The sequence below is a fragment of the Rhodocaloribacter litoris genome (genome assembly GCF_011682235.2).
Taxonomy (GTDB): Bacteria; Bacteroidota; Rhodothermia; order Rhodothermales; family ISCAR-4553; genus Rhodocaloribacter; species Rhodocaloribacter litoris.
On record NZ_CP076718.1, the window covers coordinates 3,314,710 to 3,333,603 of the forward strand.

Annotated in this window: 12 protein-coding genes; 8 read left to right on the forward strand and 4 right to left on the reverse strand. The window is 67.4% G+C overall.

From position 1 onward, the window contains the following. The first annotated feature begins 101 nt into the window (after window positions 1-101). Window positions 102-2,258, forward strand: coding sequence for a KAP family P-loop NTPase fold protein (locus GQ464_RS13785; protein ID WP_166974432.1), 2,157 nt, complete (start codon window positions 102-104; stop codon window positions 2,256-2,258). A gap of 339 nt (window positions 2,259-2,597) precedes the next feature. Here the strand turns inward: GQ464_RS13785 and GQ464_RS13790 are convergent, their stop codons facing one another. After that, on the reverse strand, window positions 2,598-4,520 hold the full coding sequence (locus GQ464_RS13790; RefSeq protein ID WP_166974429.1) for a GspE/PulE family protein: 1,923 nt from the start codon (window positions 4,518-4,520) through the stop codon (window positions 2,598-2,600). 373 nt (window positions 4,521-4,893) lie between these two features. Between GQ464_RS13790 and GQ464_RS13795 the strand changes: the two genes are divergently transcribed. Next, window positions 4,894-6,060, forward strand: a complete 1,167-nt coding sequence (locus GQ464_RS13795; protein WP_166974426.1) for a trans-sulfuration enzyme family protein — start codon at window positions 4,894-4,896, stop codon at window positions 6,058-6,060. A 40-nt stretch (window positions 6,061-6,100) separates the two neighbouring features. Here the strand turns inward: GQ464_RS13795 and fni are convergent, their stop codons facing one another. Both fni and porQ read right to left on the reverse strand, forming a co-directional pair. After that, window positions 6,101-7,129 carry a type 2 isopentenyl-diphosphate Delta-isomerase gene (gene fni, locus GQ464_RS13800; protein ID WP_166974423.1) on the reverse strand — a complete coding sequence of 343 codons (1,029 nt, stop codon included), beginning with the start codon at window positions 7,127-7,129 and terminating at the stop codon, window positions 6,101-6,103. Between the two features lie 4 nt (window positions 7,130-7,133). Then, window positions 7,134-8,096 (reverse strand): type IX secretion system protein PorQ, encoded by a 963-nt coding sequence (porQ, locus tag GQ464_RS13805; RefSeq protein WP_228350305.1) that lies wholly within the window; start codon window positions 8,094-8,096, stop codon window positions 7,134-7,136. 493 nt (window positions 8,097-8,589) lie between these two features. Between porQ and secA the strand changes: the two genes are divergently transcribed. The 6 genes from secA to GQ464_RS13835 all read left to right on the forward strand — a co-directional run bounded on the left by secA (window position 8,590) and on the right by GQ464_RS13835 (window position 17,823). After that, on the forward strand, window positions 8,590-11,994 hold the full coding sequence (secA, locus tag GQ464_RS13810; protein WP_166974417.1) for a preprotein translocase subunit SecA: 3,405 nt from the start codon (window positions 8,590-8,592) through the stop codon (window positions 11,992-11,994). A 104-nt stretch (window positions 11,995-12,098) separates the two neighbouring features. Next, on the forward strand, window positions 12,099-12,320 hold the full coding sequence (locus GQ464_RS13815; RefSeq protein WP_166974414.1) for a type II toxin-antitoxin system Phd/YefM family antitoxin: 222 nt from the start codon (window positions 12,099-12,101) through the stop codon (window positions 12,318-12,320). Further along, window positions 12,320-12,706, forward strand: a complete 387-nt coding sequence (locus GQ464_RS13820) for a type II toxin-antitoxin system VapC family toxin (RefSeq protein WP_166974411.1) — start codon at window positions 12,320-12,322, stop codon at window positions 12,704-12,706. Before GQ464_RS13815 ends, GQ464_RS13820 begins: the two co-directional genes overlap by 1 nt. Window positions 12,707-12,844: 138 nt before the next feature. After that, the gene (gene recN, locus GQ464_RS13825) at window positions 12,845-14,560 is read left to right on the forward strand and encodes a DNA repair protein RecN (protein WP_166974408.1); all 1,716 of its coding nucleotides are present in this window, start codon (window positions 12,845-12,847) and stop codon (window positions 14,558-14,560) included. Window positions 14,561-14,717: 157 nt separating this feature from the next. Then, window positions 14,718-16,976 carry a phosphohexomutase domain-containing protein gene (locus tag GQ464_RS13830; RefSeq protein ID WP_166974405.1) on the forward strand — a complete coding sequence of 753 codons (2,259 nt, stop codon included), beginning with the start codon at window positions 14,718-14,720 and terminating at the stop codon, window positions 16,974-16,976. Between the two features lie 85 nt (window positions 16,977-17,061). Then, the gene (locus GQ464_RS13835; protein WP_166974402.1) at window positions 17,062-17,823 is read left to right on the forward strand and encodes an inositol monophosphatase family protein; all 762 of its coding nucleotides are present in this window, start codon (window positions 17,062-17,064) and stop codon (window positions 17,821-17,823) included. A 7-nt stretch (window positions 17,824-17,830) separates the two neighbouring features. Here GQ464_RS13835 and GQ464_RS13840 read toward each other — a convergent pair whose 3' ends face one another. Further along, window positions 17,831-18,889, reverse strand: a complete 1,059-nt coding sequence (locus tag GQ464_RS13840) for a PfkB family carbohydrate kinase (RefSeq protein WP_166974399.1) — start codon at window positions 18,887-18,889, stop codon at window positions 17,831-17,833. Window positions 18,890-18,894: the final 5 nt, after the last annotated feature.

Sequence of the window (18,894 nt, forward strand, 5' to 3'; positions counted from 1 at the left end):
CGGCACTTTGGATTGGAATCGTTCGGCCGATACCTGCGATGTTCCATTCCATGAGGGAACGATCGGACGGACCCGTCACATGCGCGCCCGGTCGCCAGAGCATGATGCAAGAAGTCAACCCGGAATATTCCACGCCGACGTTTGCCGCCGATGCGCCGATCGACGATCCGGCGCTGGATCGTTTTGAACGCTGGCCGTTTGCCGAACGTGTGGCCAAGATTCTTGCTTCGCGGCAGGATCCGAGCAGCCTGGTCCTCGGGCTCTATGGCGCCTGGGGCGAAGGGAAGACCACCGTGCTGCGCTTCATCGACCGGGCTCTCAAGGACTACCCGCACGTCGTCTGCGTCTGGTTCAACCCGTGGCGTTTTCGGGACGAGGGGCACCTCATCCGGAGCTTCTTCAATGCCCTGGCCGACGCCGTGGACGCCTCCCTGGGACCGCGTCACGAGAAGGTGGGTCCCCGGCTGCAGGACTATGCGGCGATGCTGGTGCCGCAGGCGCAGGGGACCGGCCTGATGAACGGCTCCGGCGACGGCGGGCGTACCTACCGGGAAGCCAACGTGGCCGTCGAGCTGAAGAAGGTGCGGGCCTGGATCGGCGACCTGCTGCAGGCCCTCGGCCGCCGCGTCGTCGTCTTCGTCGACGACATGGACCGGCTGGACCGCGAAACCGTGCAGGCCGTCTTCCGGCTGGTCAAACTCTCAGCCGACTTCGACAACACCATCTACGTCCTCTCTTTCGATCCCAAGGTCGTGGCGACGTCCCTGCAGGCCTCGGGCTATGGCCGGACCGGCTACGACTTCCTCGAAAAGATCATCTCCGTACCGCTTCAGCTTCCGCCGGCCAGTCCCTCCTCGCTCCTCGACCTGGCCTACGACGGCGTCAACGAGGCGGTGCGCGTGGCCGAGATCGACCTGACCCAGCGGCAGGTCGACGAGTTCGTCCATCGTTTTCGTTATGGCTTCGAGCCCCGGCTTCAGACGCCGCGCATCGTGAACCAGTATGCCAACGCCCTGCTTTTCGCCCTGCCCATTCTGAAGGGCGAGGTGCATCCGGTCGATCAGATGCTCGTCGAGGGGTTGCGTATCTTCTACCCGGGACTCTACGAGCACATCAAGGAAAACCCGGATCTGTACCTCGGGCGCAGCGGAAGCCGGGACAAGGCCCAGCTACGCCAGGAGGCAGCCGAGCGCGAGCGCCCGCTCGAACGCCTCAACCGCCGCGAGCGGGAAGCCGCCCGCCGGCTGATCGCAGCTCTTTTTCCCCAGACGACGGGGGCCCGGCAGGATCAGACCCGGTGGGATCGGGAGCAGCGTGTTGCCTCGGAACGCTACTTCGAGCGGTACTTCCAGTATGCGATCTCCTCGCACGACCTGCCCGACCGGGAACTGAGTGCCTTTCTGGAACAGGCCGGGGACTGGTCGAGCGAGGAGGTGCACGCGCAGGTGCTGGCCCTGCTCGAGAAGGTGGATCCGAAGACCGTTGTGCGCAAGGTGGGCCTGCGGGTGGACGAGGTGCATCCGAAGGCGGCCTTCAAGCTGGCCCGGGTCCTGGCCAGGCTGGGGACCCGTTTCCCCGACACGCGCGAGGGCATGGTGGGTCCGTCCCTTTCCGCCGAGGCGGCCTATCTGGTAGCACAGTTGCTGGCCACCCTGCCCGAAGCCCAGCGTTTCGAGGGGGCCGCCGCCGTGCTCGGCGAGGCCGAACCGCTCTGGTTCGCGCTGCTGTGCATGTCCCGCCTGGTCGGCGACGAGGTCCGGGACGATGACGCCTGGCTGGGCGATGAGCAGGCGATGGAGCTGGTCAGAATGCTGGGCACGCGGATCCGTGAACGGGCCGCGCAGGGGCCGCTCCACCTCGACGAGCCGGAGCATGCCGTGGCGCTCTATACCACCTGGGCCGCCGGGTGCGGAGAGGCGGAGACGCAGGCCTACCTGGCCCGACGCTTCGCCGAGGAACCCACCGAGGCCCTGGCTCTCCTGAAGGCCAGCCTCCCGAAGATATGGCACCACGGCGGCAACGCCCGGCCCGGCAACTTCGAACGGGCCGAGTACGAGACCCTCGCCTGCTTCGTGGAGCCGGAGACCGTCTATGCCGCACTCGATCGGTGTTGTGCCGGCAGCCTCGACACGGTCCGGCGCAGCCACCTGAACGACCCCGACCTGTCTCTGGAAGAACGGGTGATGTACCAGTTCGCGCTGCTTCATCACCAGCACCGCCCGCGGCAGGACGACGCCCCGGCCGGCGCAGCCGCCTGACACGGGTTTCGTGGGTGCGCGTCCGCCGGGCCGGCCGTGCGGTGGTGGGGGCGCAAAGGCTGCGATACCGCGGCCGAAACGGCCCGGGCATGCGTGCCGTTCGTTCAGGAGCCTCAGGCGTTGAACACGAAGGCCAGAGCCAGCAGGAACAGCGACCAGCCGATGGCAAAGGCGGAAGCAAGGGTCGCGTGGCGCGACCCGTTCGAGGTCACTTTCATGGTGGAAGCCGGTGGGGAATCGCGTCAGGGAGACGGCGCCAACCTAGTCTGTCATCTTCGGGATAACAATGGGAAAAAGACGGGTTTGGATATGGGAATTTTTCCCGCCGGAGGCGGTGGTTCAGCGGTGCGTGAAGATGACGCGTAGCACCTCCTCAACCGACGTTTTGCCGGCCTGAATCAGCTTGCGGGCGGCTTCCTGCTGGGTGATCATGCCTTCCTTGAGGGCCTGTCGGCGGATGGCGCCCTCGTCGATGGCTTCCCCGGCGGTAATGATGAGATGCCGGATTGCCTCGGAGACGGGGAGCAGTTCCGCGATGGCCTGGCGGCCCCGGTAGCCGGCCCCGAAGCAGGTGCTGCACTGGGGCTTTTCGCCGGGTTTGAAGAAGGTGGTGGCGGCGATCTCCTCCGGGGTGAAGCCGAGCCGTTCCAGCAACACCGGGTCGGGGTGTTCGTCGGGCACCTTGCATTCCGGGCAGAGGATCCGCAGCAGTCGCTGCGCCACGACCAGGTGAATCGCGTACGCGATCAGAAACGGCTCCACCCCCATCTTGTAGAGCCGGCTGACCGCACTCGGGGCGTCGTTCGTGTGCAGCGTCGAAAACGTCAGGTGCCCCGTGTTGGCCAGCTTGATCGCCAGCTCGGCCGTGGCCCGGTCGCGCATCTCCCCCACCATGACGATGTCCGGGTCGTGCCGCAGGATCGCCCGCAGCGCCTCGTCCAGGGTCAGGTTGTGGCTGAGCTTGATCTGCCGCACCTTGGGCAGCACGTATTCGACCGGATCCTCGACCGAGAGCACGTTGCGGTCCGGGGTGGCCACCTGGTTCAGCAGGGCATTCAGCGTGGTGCTCTTGCCCGAGCCGGTCGGGCCGGTCAGGATGACCATGCCGTAAGGCTGCCGGATGGCCCATTCCAGGGTGGCGCAGGCCGGCTCGTCCAGGCCCAGCAGGCTCAGGTCCTGAATCACCTTGCGGTCGTCGAGGACGCGGATGACGATGCTCTCGGAGCGCAGGTCCAGGCGGGCGTTGACGACCGGCAGGACGGAGACGCGGAAGCGGATGAGGGCGCCGTCGACCTGGCGCTGGATGAAGCCGTCCTGTGCCCGGTCCCGCACGAAGCGGTCGACGCCCACGGCGTTGTCCTTGACGACGGCGATGAAAGCCTCCGGGTGCACGCGCTCTTCGACGTGCCATTGATGAAGAACGCCGTCGATGCGAAACAGGATCTCGATGTGGCGCCGGCTGTTCGGCACGATGTGGATGTCGGAAGCACCCTGCCGGACCGCCTCGACGAGCACGGTCTCGAACAGGTGAATGAGGGCCGAGCGGTTGATCTCGGCCTCGAGCGTCTCCTCATCGATCCGATGCTCGTCGTCCGGTGCCTGGCTGTAGTCGAGGGCCAGTTCGTGTCGTTCGAGCGAGGCCGTGTAGCGGGTGCGACCGGCCAGCAGGGCCGAGACGAGCGTCTCGGAGGCGTACCGGAGTTCGTAGCCCCGGAGGTTGAGGGATTCGAGGAAGCGGTGAACGGCCGGGTTGGTCGGGTCGTGCGTGGCGAAGATCAGCGGGCGCTGCCCGTTGCGGGCCGTATAGTCGATGCCGGCGGGCAGGAGGCGCAGCTCGGCCATGCGGGCCCACTGTGCGTCGGTGAACTGCTTGGCGTGGGTCTGAAGAAAGGCAAGGATCTCGACCTTGGTCAGTTCGAGCGGCTTGAAGTCGTAGACGGCTGCCGCCTGGGCAAAGATCGTCTCGCGGTCCAGGTCGGAAACCTCGAGCAGGAAGCGCCACAGCGGGGTCCGGTTGTTGGCGCGCCCGGCTTTCCACCGGTACCATGCCTGTTCCACCTGTTCGATCCGGATCAGCTCCTCGTAGAGCAGCTTGATCACCACCCGGTCTTCGAGCAGGTGCGGTGAGAAAGGGTCCGTACCGGCGGCATCACGCGGTGGAGGCGCCGGCGTTTCGGCGGCCGGCCGGGCCGGGGGATGGGGCCGCGTAGCCCGCTTGCGGCGAAGACGATGGGCGAGGATCCGTGGGGTTCGGGAAGGCATGGACGAGAAGGTTGAGGGGGCGGGACGGAGAAGACCGCTTTCGCTGCATGATGCCGGCCCCGGCCCGGCTACGGGAGCTACGGCGGGGCGGGATGCCGGGCGGTGCGGTGCGTGTCGTGGTTTGAAGTTCCCTGTTCGCGGCACGTCCGGCGTCATGCCGGCGGAATGACACGGGGAAGATATCGGCCTGTTTGATCCCGGCTAAAGCCTCGGGGAGGCCTCCCGGTTCGCGTCGCGTTTTTCGAGGGTGCCGGGTCCGTGCCGGATACGAAGTTCGAGACCGGGAAACCTGGCAACTTTTCCCCACGTACGGGCAGATCGCGATCCGCTTCATGCTTCCCCCGTCCACACCTCCACCCCTCATTTGTATCCCATGCCTTCCATCGACACGAAACTCATTCACGCCGGAGAACCGAAGCCGCGCATCCGTGGTGCCGTGGCGATGCCCATTTTCCAGACGGCCATGTATGAATATGGCGGCGAGGGTGCGCCGGACGAGCTGATGTACGTCCGTTACAACAACACGCCGAACCACGCCGCGCTCGCGCACAAGCTGGCGGCCCTCGAAGAGACGGAGGCTGCCCTGGTGACGGGCAGCGGCATGGCCGCCATCTCGGCGGCGCTGCTGGCGGTGCTCCGGCCCGGCGATCACCTTCTGGCGCAGCACGGGCTTTACGGCGGCACCTTCGGGCTGGTGACGCGGGAACTACCGGCTCTGGGCATCGAGGTGAGCTTCGTCGACGCGGCGGCGCCGGATACCTGGGCCGCCGCCCTGCGCCCGAACACCCGCGCCTTCTACGTCGAGGCCATCTCCAACCCGCTCATGGAGGTGGGCGCCCTCGATGCGGTGGCGGGCTTTGCCGGGGCGCACGGCCTCGTCTCGCTCATCGACAACACGTTTACCACCCCGGTCAACTTCCGGCCGGCGACGCTGGGTTTTGACCTCGTACTCCACAGCGCGACCAAGTACCTCAACGGTCATTCGGACCTGGTGGCCGGCGTAGTGGCGGGCCGGGCAGATCTGGTCGAGCGGGCCGGGGCGAAGCTCCGGCACCTCGGGGGAGCGCTCGATCCCCACGCCTGTTTCCTGTTGCATCGGGGCCTGAAGACGCTCGCACTCCGGATGCAGCGGCACAACGAGAGCGCGCTTCGGCTGGCCCGTTTCCTCGAGGCCCATCCGCTGATCGAGCGGGTGCACTATCCCGGCCTCGCCTCCAGCCCGCACCACGAACGGGCGAGTCGGCTGTTTGCGGGTTTCGGCGGGATGATCAGCTTCGAGCCGGCCGGCGGGCTGGCGGCGGCCGACCGGCTCCTGCAACACCTGCGCCTGCCCGTCGTGGCGCCGAGCCTGGGGGGCGTCGAGACGCTCGTCACGCGCCCGGCCATCACCTCGCACGCCGGGCTCACGCCCGAGGAGCGGGCGCGCCTGGGCATCCACGACCACCTCATTCGCCTCTCGGTCGGCATCGAAGGGCCGGACGACCTCCTGGCCGACTTCGAGCAGGCCCTGGCCGCGCTGGAGGTCGAGGCGGCGGGATGAGGCGTGCCGGCCGGGACGGCGGCGCTCACCCGCCGGCCGGTCAACGGATCTCGGAGCGCCGGACGAGGGGGGCGTGGCGCAGTTCGGCCAGGGTGCGGGCGCCGGTGCAGAACATAGCGATCTTGAGTTCGTGCACAAGGCGGGCCGCGTGCCGGGCCACGGCGTCGGCGTTTTCGAGGGCGGGTTGCAGGAAGGGGGCGGCGATCCCCGCCAGGTCGGCGCCCAGGGCGATGGCCTTGGCGACGTCGAGGCCGGAGCGGATGCCGCCGCTGCCGATGACGGTCACGCCGGGGACGGTGCGGACCTGCCGGATCGCCTCGGGCGTGGGGAGGCCCCAGTCGCCGAAGAGGGTACCGAGGTTTTCGTCGTCGGCGCGGGCGCTTTCGATGCGGGCCCAGCTTGTGCCGCCCCGCCCGGCCACGTCGAGGATACGCAGGCCCCGCGCCGCCAGCCGCTCGGCCGTCGCCCGCGAGAGGCCGGCGCCGACCTCCTTGACCACGACCGGCACGGGCAGGCGCGCCGCCACCGCCGCCATCTTGTCCAGCAGCCCGGTGAAGTTCGTTTGCCCTTCGGGCTGAAGCACCTCCTGGAGCGGGTTCAGATGGAAGATGAGGGCATCGGCGTCGATCATGCGGACGGCCTCGGCGCATTCGTCCACCCCGAAGCCGTAGTTGAGCTGGACGGCCCCCAGGTTGGCGAGCAGGGGCACCGACGGCGCCAGGTCGCGCACCTCGAATGTGGCGCGCTGCGACGGGTCCTCGAGGGCCTTGCGCTGCGAGCCCAGGGCCAGCGCGATGCCGGCCTGCTCGGCCCCGGCCGCCAGGTTGCGGTTGATCACGGCGGCCGCCTCCGTGCCGCCCGTCATCGACGAGATCAGGAGCGGCGCCGCGAGCGGTTTGCCCAGGAACGTGGTGCGCGTGTCGATCCCCGCGAAGTCGATCTCCGGCAGGGCTTCGTGGACGAAGACGTAGTCGTCGAAGAAGTTGCGCGCCTCCTGCATCCGTGGATCGAGTGCGAGGTGGAGGTGCTCGGCCTTGCGGTCGCGTTTGTCGGGTCGGCGGGGGGTCATGCCGTCAGAGGCGGGTGCGGACGGTGAACTGGTGCAGGCCGCCGAGCGAGGACCAGGAGTTGAAGGCGTAATCGACCCGGACGCGGGTGATCTTCAGACCCACGCCGATGCCGAAGCCGGCCAGGTCCAGCCGGCTTTTCAGCTTGAGGTCTTCGTGCCGCCGGTGGTTGTAGCCGAAGCGGAGGTTGAACGCCTCGCTGAACTGAAACTCGCCGCCGAAGGCGAGGTAGCGCAGCACATTGCTCACGGCGGAGGCGTTTTCGGGGCCGTCGCCCAGGTCGTGGAGGTTGTAGCCCATCACGGTGATGAGCAGGGGCAGGTGGCGCAGCCGCTTCGTGAAGCCCAGGCGCAGGTCGAGGGGCAGTTCGTCGCGGGTCAGGGTGCCCAGGGAGGAGAGCGTCACGCCCAGGTTGTTCACCGAGGCGCTGAGCGTCAGGTTCTGTTCGGCGAGGAGGTAGAGCACGCCGAGGTCCACCGCCAGGGCCGAGGCGTTGTAGGCGGCGATGCTGCTGTAGACGGCATGGATGCCGGCGCCATAGCGCAGGCGCTCGCCGTAGGTGCGGGCGGCGCCCAGGGTGAGGGCCACGTCCGAGGCGCCGAAGGTGCCCTGGCGCTCGCCATGCTCGTCGGCCCGGTCGAGGCGGCCCCAGGAGAGGAAGCGCAGGCCGAGCCCGAAGGTGCCGAGCCCTTCGTAGTGCCGGCTGTAGGCGGCGAAGCCGGCGTTCAGGTCGGCCAGGTGGTTCAGGTAGGAGAGCGAGAGCATCCCGTGCATCTGCTCGTTGAGCAGGGCCGGGTTGTAGAACAGGGCGTTGGCGTCGTCGCCGTAGACGGCCGCGTAGGAGCCGCCGAGGGCCGCCGCCCGGGCCGAGGGCTCGAGCCGGAGGAACGAGAAGCCGGTCACGTCGCCCGGCTGGGCCGTCGCAGCAAGCGGCACGACGAGGAAAAGGAGCAGGCAACGCAGGCGCATCGGGAAACGGAATGAACGCATCGGCGACGGGAAGCGGGCGGGTTCCGGCATGATACACCCGCGAGGAGGACCAGACCCAACCGGGAGGTCGGCCTGCCCGGGCAACGGCGGAGCTTTGTACGGCCGGCCGGTCGGTTGGTTCTTCCGGGAGGGCAGGGCGTTTCACCCGGCGGAAGAAGATACGTTCGGAAGGCCGGGCGCGCAGGGCAAAAAGGCGGAGAGGGGGCGGCCGGGCGGCGGAAGAAGGCGGCGCGAAGAAGCGAAAACGGTGGGAACGGAACGAAACGGCCGGGCGTGAGAGCATCGGCGTGTTGCGGCCTGCGTGGAAAGCCCGGACGTTCCGGGGAGGCCCGGTGCCGGTCGGGCCGTCGGTCCGGTTGGCACATTTTTCGTTCGTGCCCTCTCCGGTCGGATCGCCGGGCAGGCCGCGACACAATGGCAGAAGAGGCTCTCCGGCAAGGCCTTTTCCTTTCTTTCATTTCCGACACCCATCATGCTGAACGTCATAAAGAAGCTCTTCGGCGACAGCAACGAGCGAAAACTCCGGAAGCTGTGGCCGATCGTGGAACGGATCAACGAGGAGTTCGAGAAGCTGAAGGATCTCTCGGACGAGGAACTGCGGGCCAAGACCGATGCATTCCGGCAGCGGATCCGCGAGGCCGTCGCCGATATCGAGGCCGAGCAGGAAGCCATCCGGCGCCGCCTGCGTGGTGTGGTGGAGGTCGAGCACGTGGGCGGCAACGGCCAGGCCCCCGTGCCCGAGCGGCTGACCCCCGAGGAGCGGCAGGAGCTCTACGACCAGCTCGACGAGCTCGAAGAACAGTGGCTGGAGACGGTCGAGGACGTGCTCGAAGAGCTGCTGCCCGAGGCGTTTGCCGTCGTCAAGGAGGCCTGCCGCCGGATGGTGGGCAAGACGTGGGAGGCCGGCGGGCAGACCATCACCTGGGACATGGTGCCCTACGACGTGCAGCTCCTCGGCGGCATCGTGCTGCATCAGGGCAACATCGCCGAGATGAAGACGGGCGAGGGGAAGACGCTCGTGGCCGTGGCGCCGCTCTATCTGAATGCCCTCGTCGGGCGCGGGGCCCATCTGGTCACCGTCAACCCCTACCTGGCCGAGCGGGACGCCGAGTGGATGGGGCCCATCTACCGCTTCCTCGGCCTGACCGTCGACGTCATCGACCGCTACGAGCCGCACACCCCCGAGCGCAAGGCCGCCTACCGGGCCGACGTCACCTATGGCACCAACAACGAATTCGGCTTCGACTACCTCCGCGACAACTCGTTCGTGATCGACCCCGACCAGCTCATGCAGCGTGGGCATCACTACGCCATCGTCGACGAGGTGGACTCCGTCCTCATCGACGAGGCCCGCACGCCGCTGATCATCTCGGGGCCGGTGCCGCAGGCCGAAACGAACCGCTTCGAGGAACTCAAGCCCGCCGTCGAGAAGCTCGTCTACGCCCAGCAGCGGCTCGTCGGCAGCCTGGTCACCGAGGCGGAGCGGCTCCTCAATGAGGCCGACCGGGCCCTCGAAGCCGGCGACAACAAGCGGGCGAAGGAACTGGAGGACGACGCCGGACTGGCCCTGCTGCGGGCCTGGCGCGGCTTCCCCAAGAACAAGAAGCTCCGCAAGCTCCTGACCGAGCCCCGCTTCGAACAGCTCCGGCAGAAGACCGAGTTCTTCTACCTGCAGGACAACGCCAAGAACATGCCTTTCGTCGACGAATACCTGTATTTCGCGCTCGACGAAAAGCAACGCTCCATCGAGATGACCGAGAAGGGGCGTGAGTATGTCTCGCAGGCCGCCGGCATGGACGTGAACCTCTTCGTCCTGCCCGACGTCGGGGAGGAAGTGGCCCGCATCGAACGAACGTACGAGGAGAAGCTCCGGGCGCTCGAAGAAAGCCTGGCCGCCGACGAAAGCCTCTCTGAGGAGAAGCGGCAGAACAAGCTGGAGAACGACCGCCGCCTGCTCCGGAAGGAGATGGAGGAGGAGAAACGGCAACTCTACACGACCTACGCGGAGCGGGCCGAGCGGCTCCACGCCATCGAACAGCTCCTGCGCGCCTACACGATGTATGAGAAGGACGTCGAATACATCGTGCAGGACGGCAAGGTGATGATCGTCGACGAGCACACCGGGCGCGTACTCCCCGGCCGGCGCTATTCGGAAGGGTTGCACCAGGCCATCGAGGCCAAGGAGGGGGTCAAGGTGCAGGCCGCCACGCAGACCTACGCGACGATCACGCTGCAGAACTACTTCCGCATGTACCACAAGCTGGCCGGCATGACCGGCACGGCCGAGACCGAGGCGGAAGAGTTCTTCAAGATCTACGGGATGGACGTGGTCGTCGTGCCGACGAACAAGCCCGTCGCCCGGAAGGACCTCGACGACCTGGTCTTCCGCACGAAGCGGGAGAAATATGCGGCGGTCATCGAGAAGATCAAGGAATACCATAAGAAGGGGCAGCCGGTGCTGGTAGGCACCACCACGGTGGAGGTCTCCGAGACGCTCAGCCGGCTGCTGCAGCGCGAGGGCATCCGGCACAACGTGCTCAACGCCCGCCGGGACCGGGCCAAGGAGGAGTCGCTCATCGTCGCCGAGGCCGGGCGCAAGGGCGCCGTCACGATTGCCACCAACATGGCCGGTCGCGGCACCGACATCAAGCTGGGGCCCGGAGTGCGCGAGCTCGGCGGCCTGGCCATCATCGGCACCGAGCGTCACGAGAGCCGCCGCATCGACCTGCAGCTGCGCGGGCGCTCCGGCCGCCAGGGCGATCCCGGTGAGAGCCAGTTCTACGTCTCGCTCGACGACGACCTGATGCGCCTCTTCGGCTCCGACCGCGTTGCCCGCGTCATGGACCGGCTCAAGCTCGAAGAGGGAGCCGTCATCACCCATCCCTGGGTGAACAAGAGCATCGAGCGGGCCCAGAAAAAGGTGGAGCAGAACAACTTCGCCATCCGCAAGCGCCAGCTCGAATACGACGACGTGCTCAACGCGCAGCGGGCCGTCATCTATGACCGCCGCATGCACGCCCTCAAGGGCGAGCGCCTGCGCGGAGACCTGCAGGACATGCTCCGCGAGGTCGTCCAGCGCATCGTCGGAAAGCACTACGACGAGGGCAACCTCGACGAGATGCGCGAGGAGCTGCTGCGCACCATCGCCCTGGACTTCGAGATCGACCGGGAGGAGTTCAGCCGCCTCGGGGAAGACGGGGTCGTCGAACGGGTCTACCAGGCCGCCCTCGACTTCTACGAGCACAAGCGTAACATGCTGGCCGAGCCCTTCTACGCCAGCATGCGCCAGGTCATGGAGAGCGACCACGAAAACAAGCCCGAGCGCGTCTACGTCGACTTCACCGACGGCAAGCGCCTCATGCGGGCCGTCGTCCGGGTCGAGGACGCCCTGGCGACGCGCGGGCAGGAGATCAACGACGCCCTCGAACGCGTGGCGATGCTCTCTTTCATCGACATGTACTGGACCGAGCACCTGCGCAACCTCGACGAGCTGAAGGAAGGCATCGGCCTGCGCGCTTTCGGCCAGCGCGACCCGCTCATCGAGTACAAGATGGAGGCCTTCAAGCTCTTCACCCAGTTGATCGAGAACATCGACAACGAGATGGTCTCCTTCGTCTTCCGGGCCGGCCCGCTCGTCGACGGGCAGGCGGCCCGCCGCGGGCAGCCCACCCAGCAGCGCCGCCTCGATCCGCGCCGGGCCCGGTCCTCGCACGTCACCCGCGAGTCGTACGGCGTCGCCGCCGGGCAGGACAGTGCCGCCGGGCGCGATCCCACGGCCAAGCAGCAGCCCGTCGTCCTCGAAGAGAAGGTGGGCCGCAACGACCCGTGCCCCTGCGGCAGCGGCAAGAAGTACAAACACTGCCACGGACGGGCGTAAGGGTGGATTGGCCTCGTCATGGTGCTGTTCTCAAACTCCGGGGAGCCCCGCCCTATTCGTTGCGTTTGAGCCGGTGAAGATCACCTGCAAAACCAGAAGCTGCCATGTCACAGATCGAAATCGATCAGGCCAAAAGCCGCCTTGAGGAGCTCATAGAACAGGCCGCACGCGGCGAAGAAATCGTAATCACCAGAAATGACCGGCCCGTTGCCCGGCTGCTGGCCGTTGTGCCGGGGCGACGTCGTGAATTCGGCAGTGCAAAAGGGAAAATCTGGATGAGCGAGGATTTCGATGAGCCCCTTGAGGACTTCCGGGATTACATGTGATGCGGCTCTTGCTCGACACGCATAGCTTCCTCTGGTTTATCGGTGGCGACGAGCGGCTCTCGGCAAGGGCACGTGAGGTCATTGCCGATATCGAAAATGAAGCCTATCTGAGTGTGGCGAGTCTCTGGGAGATGGCGATCAAGATCAACCTGGGTAAGTTGAGGTTGCCTAGACCCTTCGGCGTGTTTGTTCCGGAGCAGATCATGCTCAATGAGATCAAGATCCTGCACGTCGAATTGCCGCATATATCAAGGTATATCGAGCTCCCATTGTACCATCGAGACCCCTTCGACCGGCTGCTGGCAGCGCAGGCTTACGTCGAGGGGATGACGGTGGTTAGCAAGGATGAAGTATTTGCCCGCTACGAGGTTGATCTTTTGTGGTGAAGGGGCCAGACCGATGTCGAAACACAAGGTGCTGGGTGAGCGCTTCGAATGTGCTGCGTCTGGATTTGTCGTTGTACTCCGACGCTAATGTGCCAAAAGGCGTTATCTGAAAACAACCCCTAAACCGGTAGTCAGGTCGTGCTTCGTACGCTCTACATCCGGGACTACGCACTGATCGAGGAGCTCGAGGTCGAGTTCGACAGCGGCCTCAACGTGATCACCGGCGAGACGGGGGCCGGCAAGTCGATCCTCGTCGGTGCCCTGAAGATGATCCTCGGCGAGCGGGCTTCGACGGACGTGATCCGTACCGGCGCCCGCAAGGCCGTCATCGAGGGCGTCTTCGACGAGACGGATACGCCGGTGCTGCGGGCGATGCTCGAGGCGAACGAGATCGACGTGCAGCCCCGGATGATCCTGCGCCGCGAGATCACCCCGAGCCAGAGCCGGGCTTTCATCAACGACACGCCGGCCACGGCCACGCTCCTGCGCGACGTGGCCGCCCGCCTGATCGACCTGCACGGCCAGCACGAGCACCAGTCGCTCCTGCGCACGGAGACGCACCTGGAGCTGCTCGACAACTTCGGCGGTCTGGGTGGGCTCGTGGCGGGCTACCGGCGGCAGTACGACCAGGTTGCCCGGTTACTGCAGGAACGGGACGAACTCGTCCGGCGCGAGCGGGAGCTCCGGCAACAGCAGGAACTCTACGGCTACCAGATCGAAGAGATCGACCGGGTGGCGCCGCAGGAAGGTGAGGAGGATGCCCTGGAGGCCGAGCGCCGCATCCTGGAGAACGCCGAACACCTCTACGAAGGAACGGCCCGGCTCTACGAGATGCTCTACGAGTCCGACGCCGCCGTGCACGACCAGCTCGTCGTGGCCCGGAACGAGTTGCAGGACCTGGCCCGCATCGACCGGGATTTCGAGGAAGCGCTCGAAGAGATCCGCTCGGCGCAGATCATCGTCTCGGAGGTTGCCAAGTTTCTGCAGGACTACAATGCCCGGATCGAGTTCAACCCCGAACGGCTCGAAGACATCCGGGCGCGCCTCGGCGAGCTGGAGCTGCTCAAGCGCCGCTACGGCGGGACGCTCGAGGCCGTGCTGGCTTACCGCCGCGAGATCGGGGCACAGTATGAACTGGCCAGCAACTTCGAGGGGGCTATCGCACGGCTGACGCAGCAGGTGGACGAGGCGCAGGCGGGGCTGACGGAGGCGGCGAGGCGCCTCTCGTCGAAACGGCGCGAGGTGGCCGGGCGCATCGAACAGGCCATCGTTGCCGAGCTGGCTCGCCTGGGGATGCCGCACTGCCACTTCGAGGTCCGCTTCGAGCGCGAAGCCGATCCCGGAGGCTGGATCCGTTTCGCCGACCGCGAACGCTATACCGCCTTCCCCCACGGGATGGACCGCGTCGAGTTTTACCTGACGACCAACCTGGGCGAGGCGCCGAGGCCGCTCGTGAAGGTGGCCTCCGGCGGGGAGGTCAGCCGCATCATGCTCGCACTCAAGACCATCCTGGCCAAGAGCGACCGCCTGCCCATCCTCGTCTTCGACGAGATCGACGTGGGCGTCTCCGGGGCGGTGGCGCACAAGGTCGGCCAGAGCCTGCACGACCTGGCACGCTACCACCAGATCATCACCATCACCCACCTGCCCCAGATCGCCGCCCTGGGCGACGTGCACTTCGTCGTCGAAAAGCACGTCGAGGGCGGGCGCACCAAGACCCGGATTCGCCGGCTCCCCGAAGAAGAACGGGCCGAGGCGGTGGCAACCCTGCTCAGCGGTTCCGAAATTACCGAAGCCTCGCTGGAGAGTGCCCGTGAATTGATCGTCGCCGGACGGCGGGACGTGCAACCCTGAGCCCGCCGGTGAACCCCGGCGCGGACCGCGGCCGTCCGGAGCACCGGGACGGCCCGCGCGAGCCGGTCAAGAGGCATCCCCGTTCCTCGCGGCATGGGACCGCACCCGATCCTTATATTCTCGCAACCCATTCGACGATTCAAACCCCACATTACCCATGATTACCGACCAAGCTGCCGATCTGCTGAAGCGTGCCGAGCAAGGCATCATGGAATACCTGAACGAGGCCCGCGCCGCCGGGCGCATCGACGAGGTGCTCTACAACACCGCCGTCGCCAACACGGTGCCCAACCTGAAAGCCTGGCTGGCGGACCCCAACATCGACCGCATCTCCAAAAACCTGAAAGAAGGGATCTACCGGACCATCGAGGCGGAGAAGTGGGAGGACCTGGTCAACGCCTACCGGCAGAACCTGCGCTTCGGCACGGGCGGCATCCGGGGCATGATGGCCTTCGACCGGGAATCCATCCGGATGATGTATGAGCACGGCATCGACGTGCCGATCCTGAAGGGGCCCAACACCATCAACGAGATCGTCTTCCTGAAGACGTCCGTGGGCGTGGCGCAGTTCGGGAAGGACCAGGACCCGGCCTTCGAGCGCATCGTCATCGGCTACGACAGCCGCGTGCGCGGGCAGGACTTCGCCCGCATGATCGCCGAGCTGTTCCTGGCCTACGGCTACACCGTCTACTTCTTCGACGAGCCCTGCCCGTATCCGGAAGTCACCTTCGCCATCCCGCACCTGAAGGCGGACGTGGGCATCCTCATCTCGGCCAGCCACAACGACTACCGCTACAACGGCTACAAGCTCTCCTCGGCCAACGGCTCGCAGTTCGACCCGAAGGAGCGCAACGAGATGTACAACGACTACATCGCCACGGCCACCACCGACGGCATCAAGCTGCTGCCCTTCGACCAGGCGCCGGCCGACAAGCTGTACTTCCTCGGCGGGGCCGAGCCCGTGGAGGGCTTCGACTACGGCGGGCGGGAGGCCAACCTGATCAACATCCACGCCCGGCACCAGGCGCACGTCAAGACGTTCCTCATGACGCCCGACCTGGCCGAGCGGCAGGCCGCCTCCGACGACCCCCTCCAGATCGCCTACTGCGCGTTCCACGGCGCCGGGCGCAAGGCCGTCCCGCGCCTGCTGGCCGACGTGGGGCTGACGCATGTGCGGGCCATCCACCACAACGGCCTCAACGACCTCAATGGCCTGTTCCCCTCGTTCAAGAGCGACCCGGGCGAGGAGCAGCAGCCGGACCCCGGCGACCCCCGCGCCGCCGAGATCGCCGTGGGCGCCTTCAAGGCCGAATACGGCGAGGAGGCCTGGGAAGAGATCGACATCCTCATCGGCACCGACCCGGACGCCGACCGCTGCGGCGTGGTGGTGAAGGTGCCCGAAAACCAGCGGCACGTCTACGGCGGCAAGGACTACTACCTGATGCCGGCCGACGACCTGTGGACGCTGCTCATCTGGTACCGCCTCTACCGCGAGATTGAAAAACACGGGGCGGTGCAGGAGCCCGAGAAACGCTTCCTCACGCTCTCGCACACCACCTCCGAGGCCATCGCGGCGCTGGCGCGCAAGCACGGCATCGGCGTGGTCAAGACGTGGGTGGGCTTCGCGGCCCTCTCGGCGGCCACGCGCGACGTGTGGGAAGGCAAACACGATCTCATCGCCGGCCTCGTGGAGGGGCGCAACGATGAGTTCGTCGACCTCTGCCACCCGTTCGTGTGCACCACCGAGGGGCTCGACGCCCGCCGGTCGTTCAACATCGGGGCGATGGAGCAGAGCAACGGCTTCTCGCTGCTGGGCGGCCCGCCGAAGGACAAACGCTCGCTGGGCACCGGCGGCCATGTGCGCGACAAGGACGGCACCTTCGCCGCCTTCCTGATGGCCGAGGTGGCCGCCTGGGCCAAGGAGAACGGCACCAACCTGATCGAGCTGCTCGACAAGCACGTCTACCTCGACCCGGACGTGGGCCTCTACATGACGTTCTATGAACCCGACCCGCTCGACGGTGAGTATCCGGGCATCGAGGGGGACCGCATCAAGCTGGCCATCCTGCGCCGTGCCCTCGGCCTGTTCCAGTTCGCCCTGGCCGGGGACCTGGAGATCGCCGGCATGCCGGTCAAGTCCGCCACCATCTACCGGACGGGCAAGTACGACGCCATCTACCCGGCCACCTGGCACTTCCAGTTCCCGGACGAAGGCATCCGTTTCTACTTCGACGACGAGCAGCGCAACCACCTGACGATCCGGCCCTCGGGCACGGGCAACTCGCTGCGCTTCCACATCCAGCTTCACACGTTCCCGACGGCGGACACGCTCATCGAGGACAAGCTGGCGCTGAAACAGAAAGGGGAAGCGCTCATGGACGCCCTGCGTGAAATGCTCCGCGCCCCGCGCGGCTGACGACGTGCCTGAACACCCACCGGCCGGTTTCCCGTCGCCCGCCCGCACGGGGAGCCGGCCGGTGCTTTTTGAAGCGAGGTATCCGATGGAGGCAGGCGAAGCGCTCGACGTGGCCGTGCGGCTCGTCCGGCAGGGTGGCATGATCGCGCGCGACATGATCCGCCGCGTGGACGTGCACGCCGTCAAGGCCCGGGGCGACCTGGTCACGGCCGCCGACCTGCGCGTGGAGGCCCACATCCTCGACCACCTGCGCCGGCTCTTCCCCGACCACGGCTTTTTCTCCGAGGAGAAGGGCGGGGAGCGCACGGAGGCGCCGTACGTGTGGGTGCTCGACCCCATCGACGGGACGAAACACTACGTGCGCGGCAACCCGATGTACGCCGTCTCGCTGGCGCTGACGGCCGGCGGCGAAACGGTGGCCGGGGCGGTCTACCTGCCCGAGATGGAGCAGCTCTACGCGGCGGCGCGGGGGCAGGGGGCCACGGTCAACGGGCGGCCCATCCGGTGCTCGACCGAGGCCCGGCTCGCCGAGGCCATCCCCTGCGTCGAGATCCCGAGCCGGCACATGGATGGCCCGGATCAGGCGCGCGCCTTCGACCGGCTCCAGCGCCTGATCCGGCACACCCAGCGCGTGCGCATCTTCGGCGTCAGCTCCATCGGCCTGTGCCTGACGGCCGCCGGCAGCTTCGACGTGTACGTCAACCTGGGCAGCGGCTGGCAGCCGCACGACGTGGCCGCCGCCCGCCTCATCCTGACCGAGGCCGGCGGCCGCTACCACGCCGAGGGCCAGCACCTCATCGCCGGCCCGCCGGCCCTCTGCGAGCAGGTGGAGCGGGTGCTGGGGTGAGCGAGAGCTAGGCCGACTCCAGGATGGTCTCGGCCTGCCGGACGAGCGCCAGGTCGAACCCCCGGGTGCCGGCGGCGTGGCGCACGGTGGCGGCGGCGACGGCCTGGCCGAGCCGGAGGGCGGCGGCGAGGTTGCGTCCGGTGGTGAGGCCGAGGAGGAAGCCGGCGTGGGCCGCATCGCCCGCGCCGAGGGTGGGGCCGGTGGCGGGGCCAAGGGCAGCGGCGAGCGGTGCGATATCGATGCGTGCCGACGGCGAGCCGGGGGGCGGGACCGCCTGCCAGACCCACGCGCCGGAGCGGTCGTGCACGTGGAGGATGCCGCGGAATCCTTCCCAGCGGGACGGGTCGATCTGCTCGAACTCGCGGCGGTTCATGGAGACGTAGTCCGGCGCCAGCCCGGCTTCCAGGCAGCGGATGAGGGAAGGGACGTCGATGTCGGCCGCGATGCGGGTGGTGGGGGTGACGGTGCGGAGCGTGCGGAGGACGTCGGGGTAGAGGCCGGGGACGCCGAGGGGTACCGAGCCCGCCAGCACGACGAGCCCCTCGGGCGGCTGTCGCCGGAGCGTGCGGAGGACGTGCCGCGCTTCGGCGTCGCTCCACACGAGGCGGGGGCTGAAGTTGAGCAGGTCGGTGCCGGTGCGCTCGTCGACGAGGTGGATGCACCGGCGGTCGGCGACGAGGCCGTCGCGGGGCGGGAGGGGTTCGTAGGCCAGCGTGATCCGGCGCATCTCCTGCCGTTGCAGGGCCCGGACGAACGCCGCGCCCGGGGTGAGGTCGTCGTCGCCGGGCCCGCTCCGCGCGAGGAAGGTGGTCAGCGATACGGTCGGTGCCGAACCGTCCCGGGCATCGAGGAGGCGGTCGAGGACGCGGGCCACGTTGGTGGCCTTGCCGCCGGCATAGAGGCCCCGCAGGAGGGGCCGCATCTTGGTGTCGTGCCGGGGGATGTCGTGAAAGGTGAGGGTGCCGGCGTCCGGGTCGCGGGCGGCATAGCCGGCATGGGGGTCGTGCTCGAGCCCCCAGATCTCGTCGGCGGCGGGGGCGAACTCGAGGATCGTGATCGGGGACACGGAGG

Coding starts and splice junctions, on each gene's coding strand:
- GQ464_RS13835 (WP_166974402.1), top strand. CDS start 17,062: ATGGAGGCAGGCGAAGCGCTCGACGTGGCCGTGCGGCTCGTCCGGCAG.
- GQ464_RS13820 (WP_166974411.1), top strand. CDS start 12,320: ATGCGGCTCTTGCTCGACACGCATAGCTTCCTCTGGTTTATCGGTGGC.
- GQ464_RS13790 (WP_166974429.1), bottom strand. CDS start 4,520: ATGCCTTCCCGAACCCCACGGATCCTCGCCCATCGTCTTCGCCGCAAG.
- GQ464_RS13795 (WP_166974426.1), top strand. CDS start 4,894: ATGCCTTCCATCGACACGAAACTCATTCACGCCGGAGAACCGAAGCCG.
- GQ464_RS13815 (WP_166974414.1), top strand. CDS start 12,099: ATGTCACAGATCGAAATCGATCAGGCCAAAAGCCGCCTTGAGGAGCTC.
- GQ464_RS13830 (WP_166974405.1), top strand. CDS start 14,718: ATGATTACCGACCAAGCTGCCGATCTGCTGAAGCGTGCCGAGCAAGGC.
- GQ464_RS13785 (WP_166974432.1), top strand. CDS start 102: ATGATGCAAGAAGTCAACCCGGAATATTCCACGCCGACGTTTGCCGCC.
- fni (WP_166974423.1), bottom strand. CDS start 7,129: ATGACCCCCCGCCGACCCGACAAACGCGACCGCAAGGCCGAGCACCTC.
- porQ (WP_228350305.1), bottom strand. CDS start 8,096: ATGCGCCTGCGTTGCCTGCTCCTTTTCCTCGTCGTGCCGCTTGCTGCG.
- secA (WP_166974417.1), top strand. CDS start 8,590: ATGCTGAACGTCATAAAGAAGCTCTTCGGCGACAGCAACGAGCGAAAA.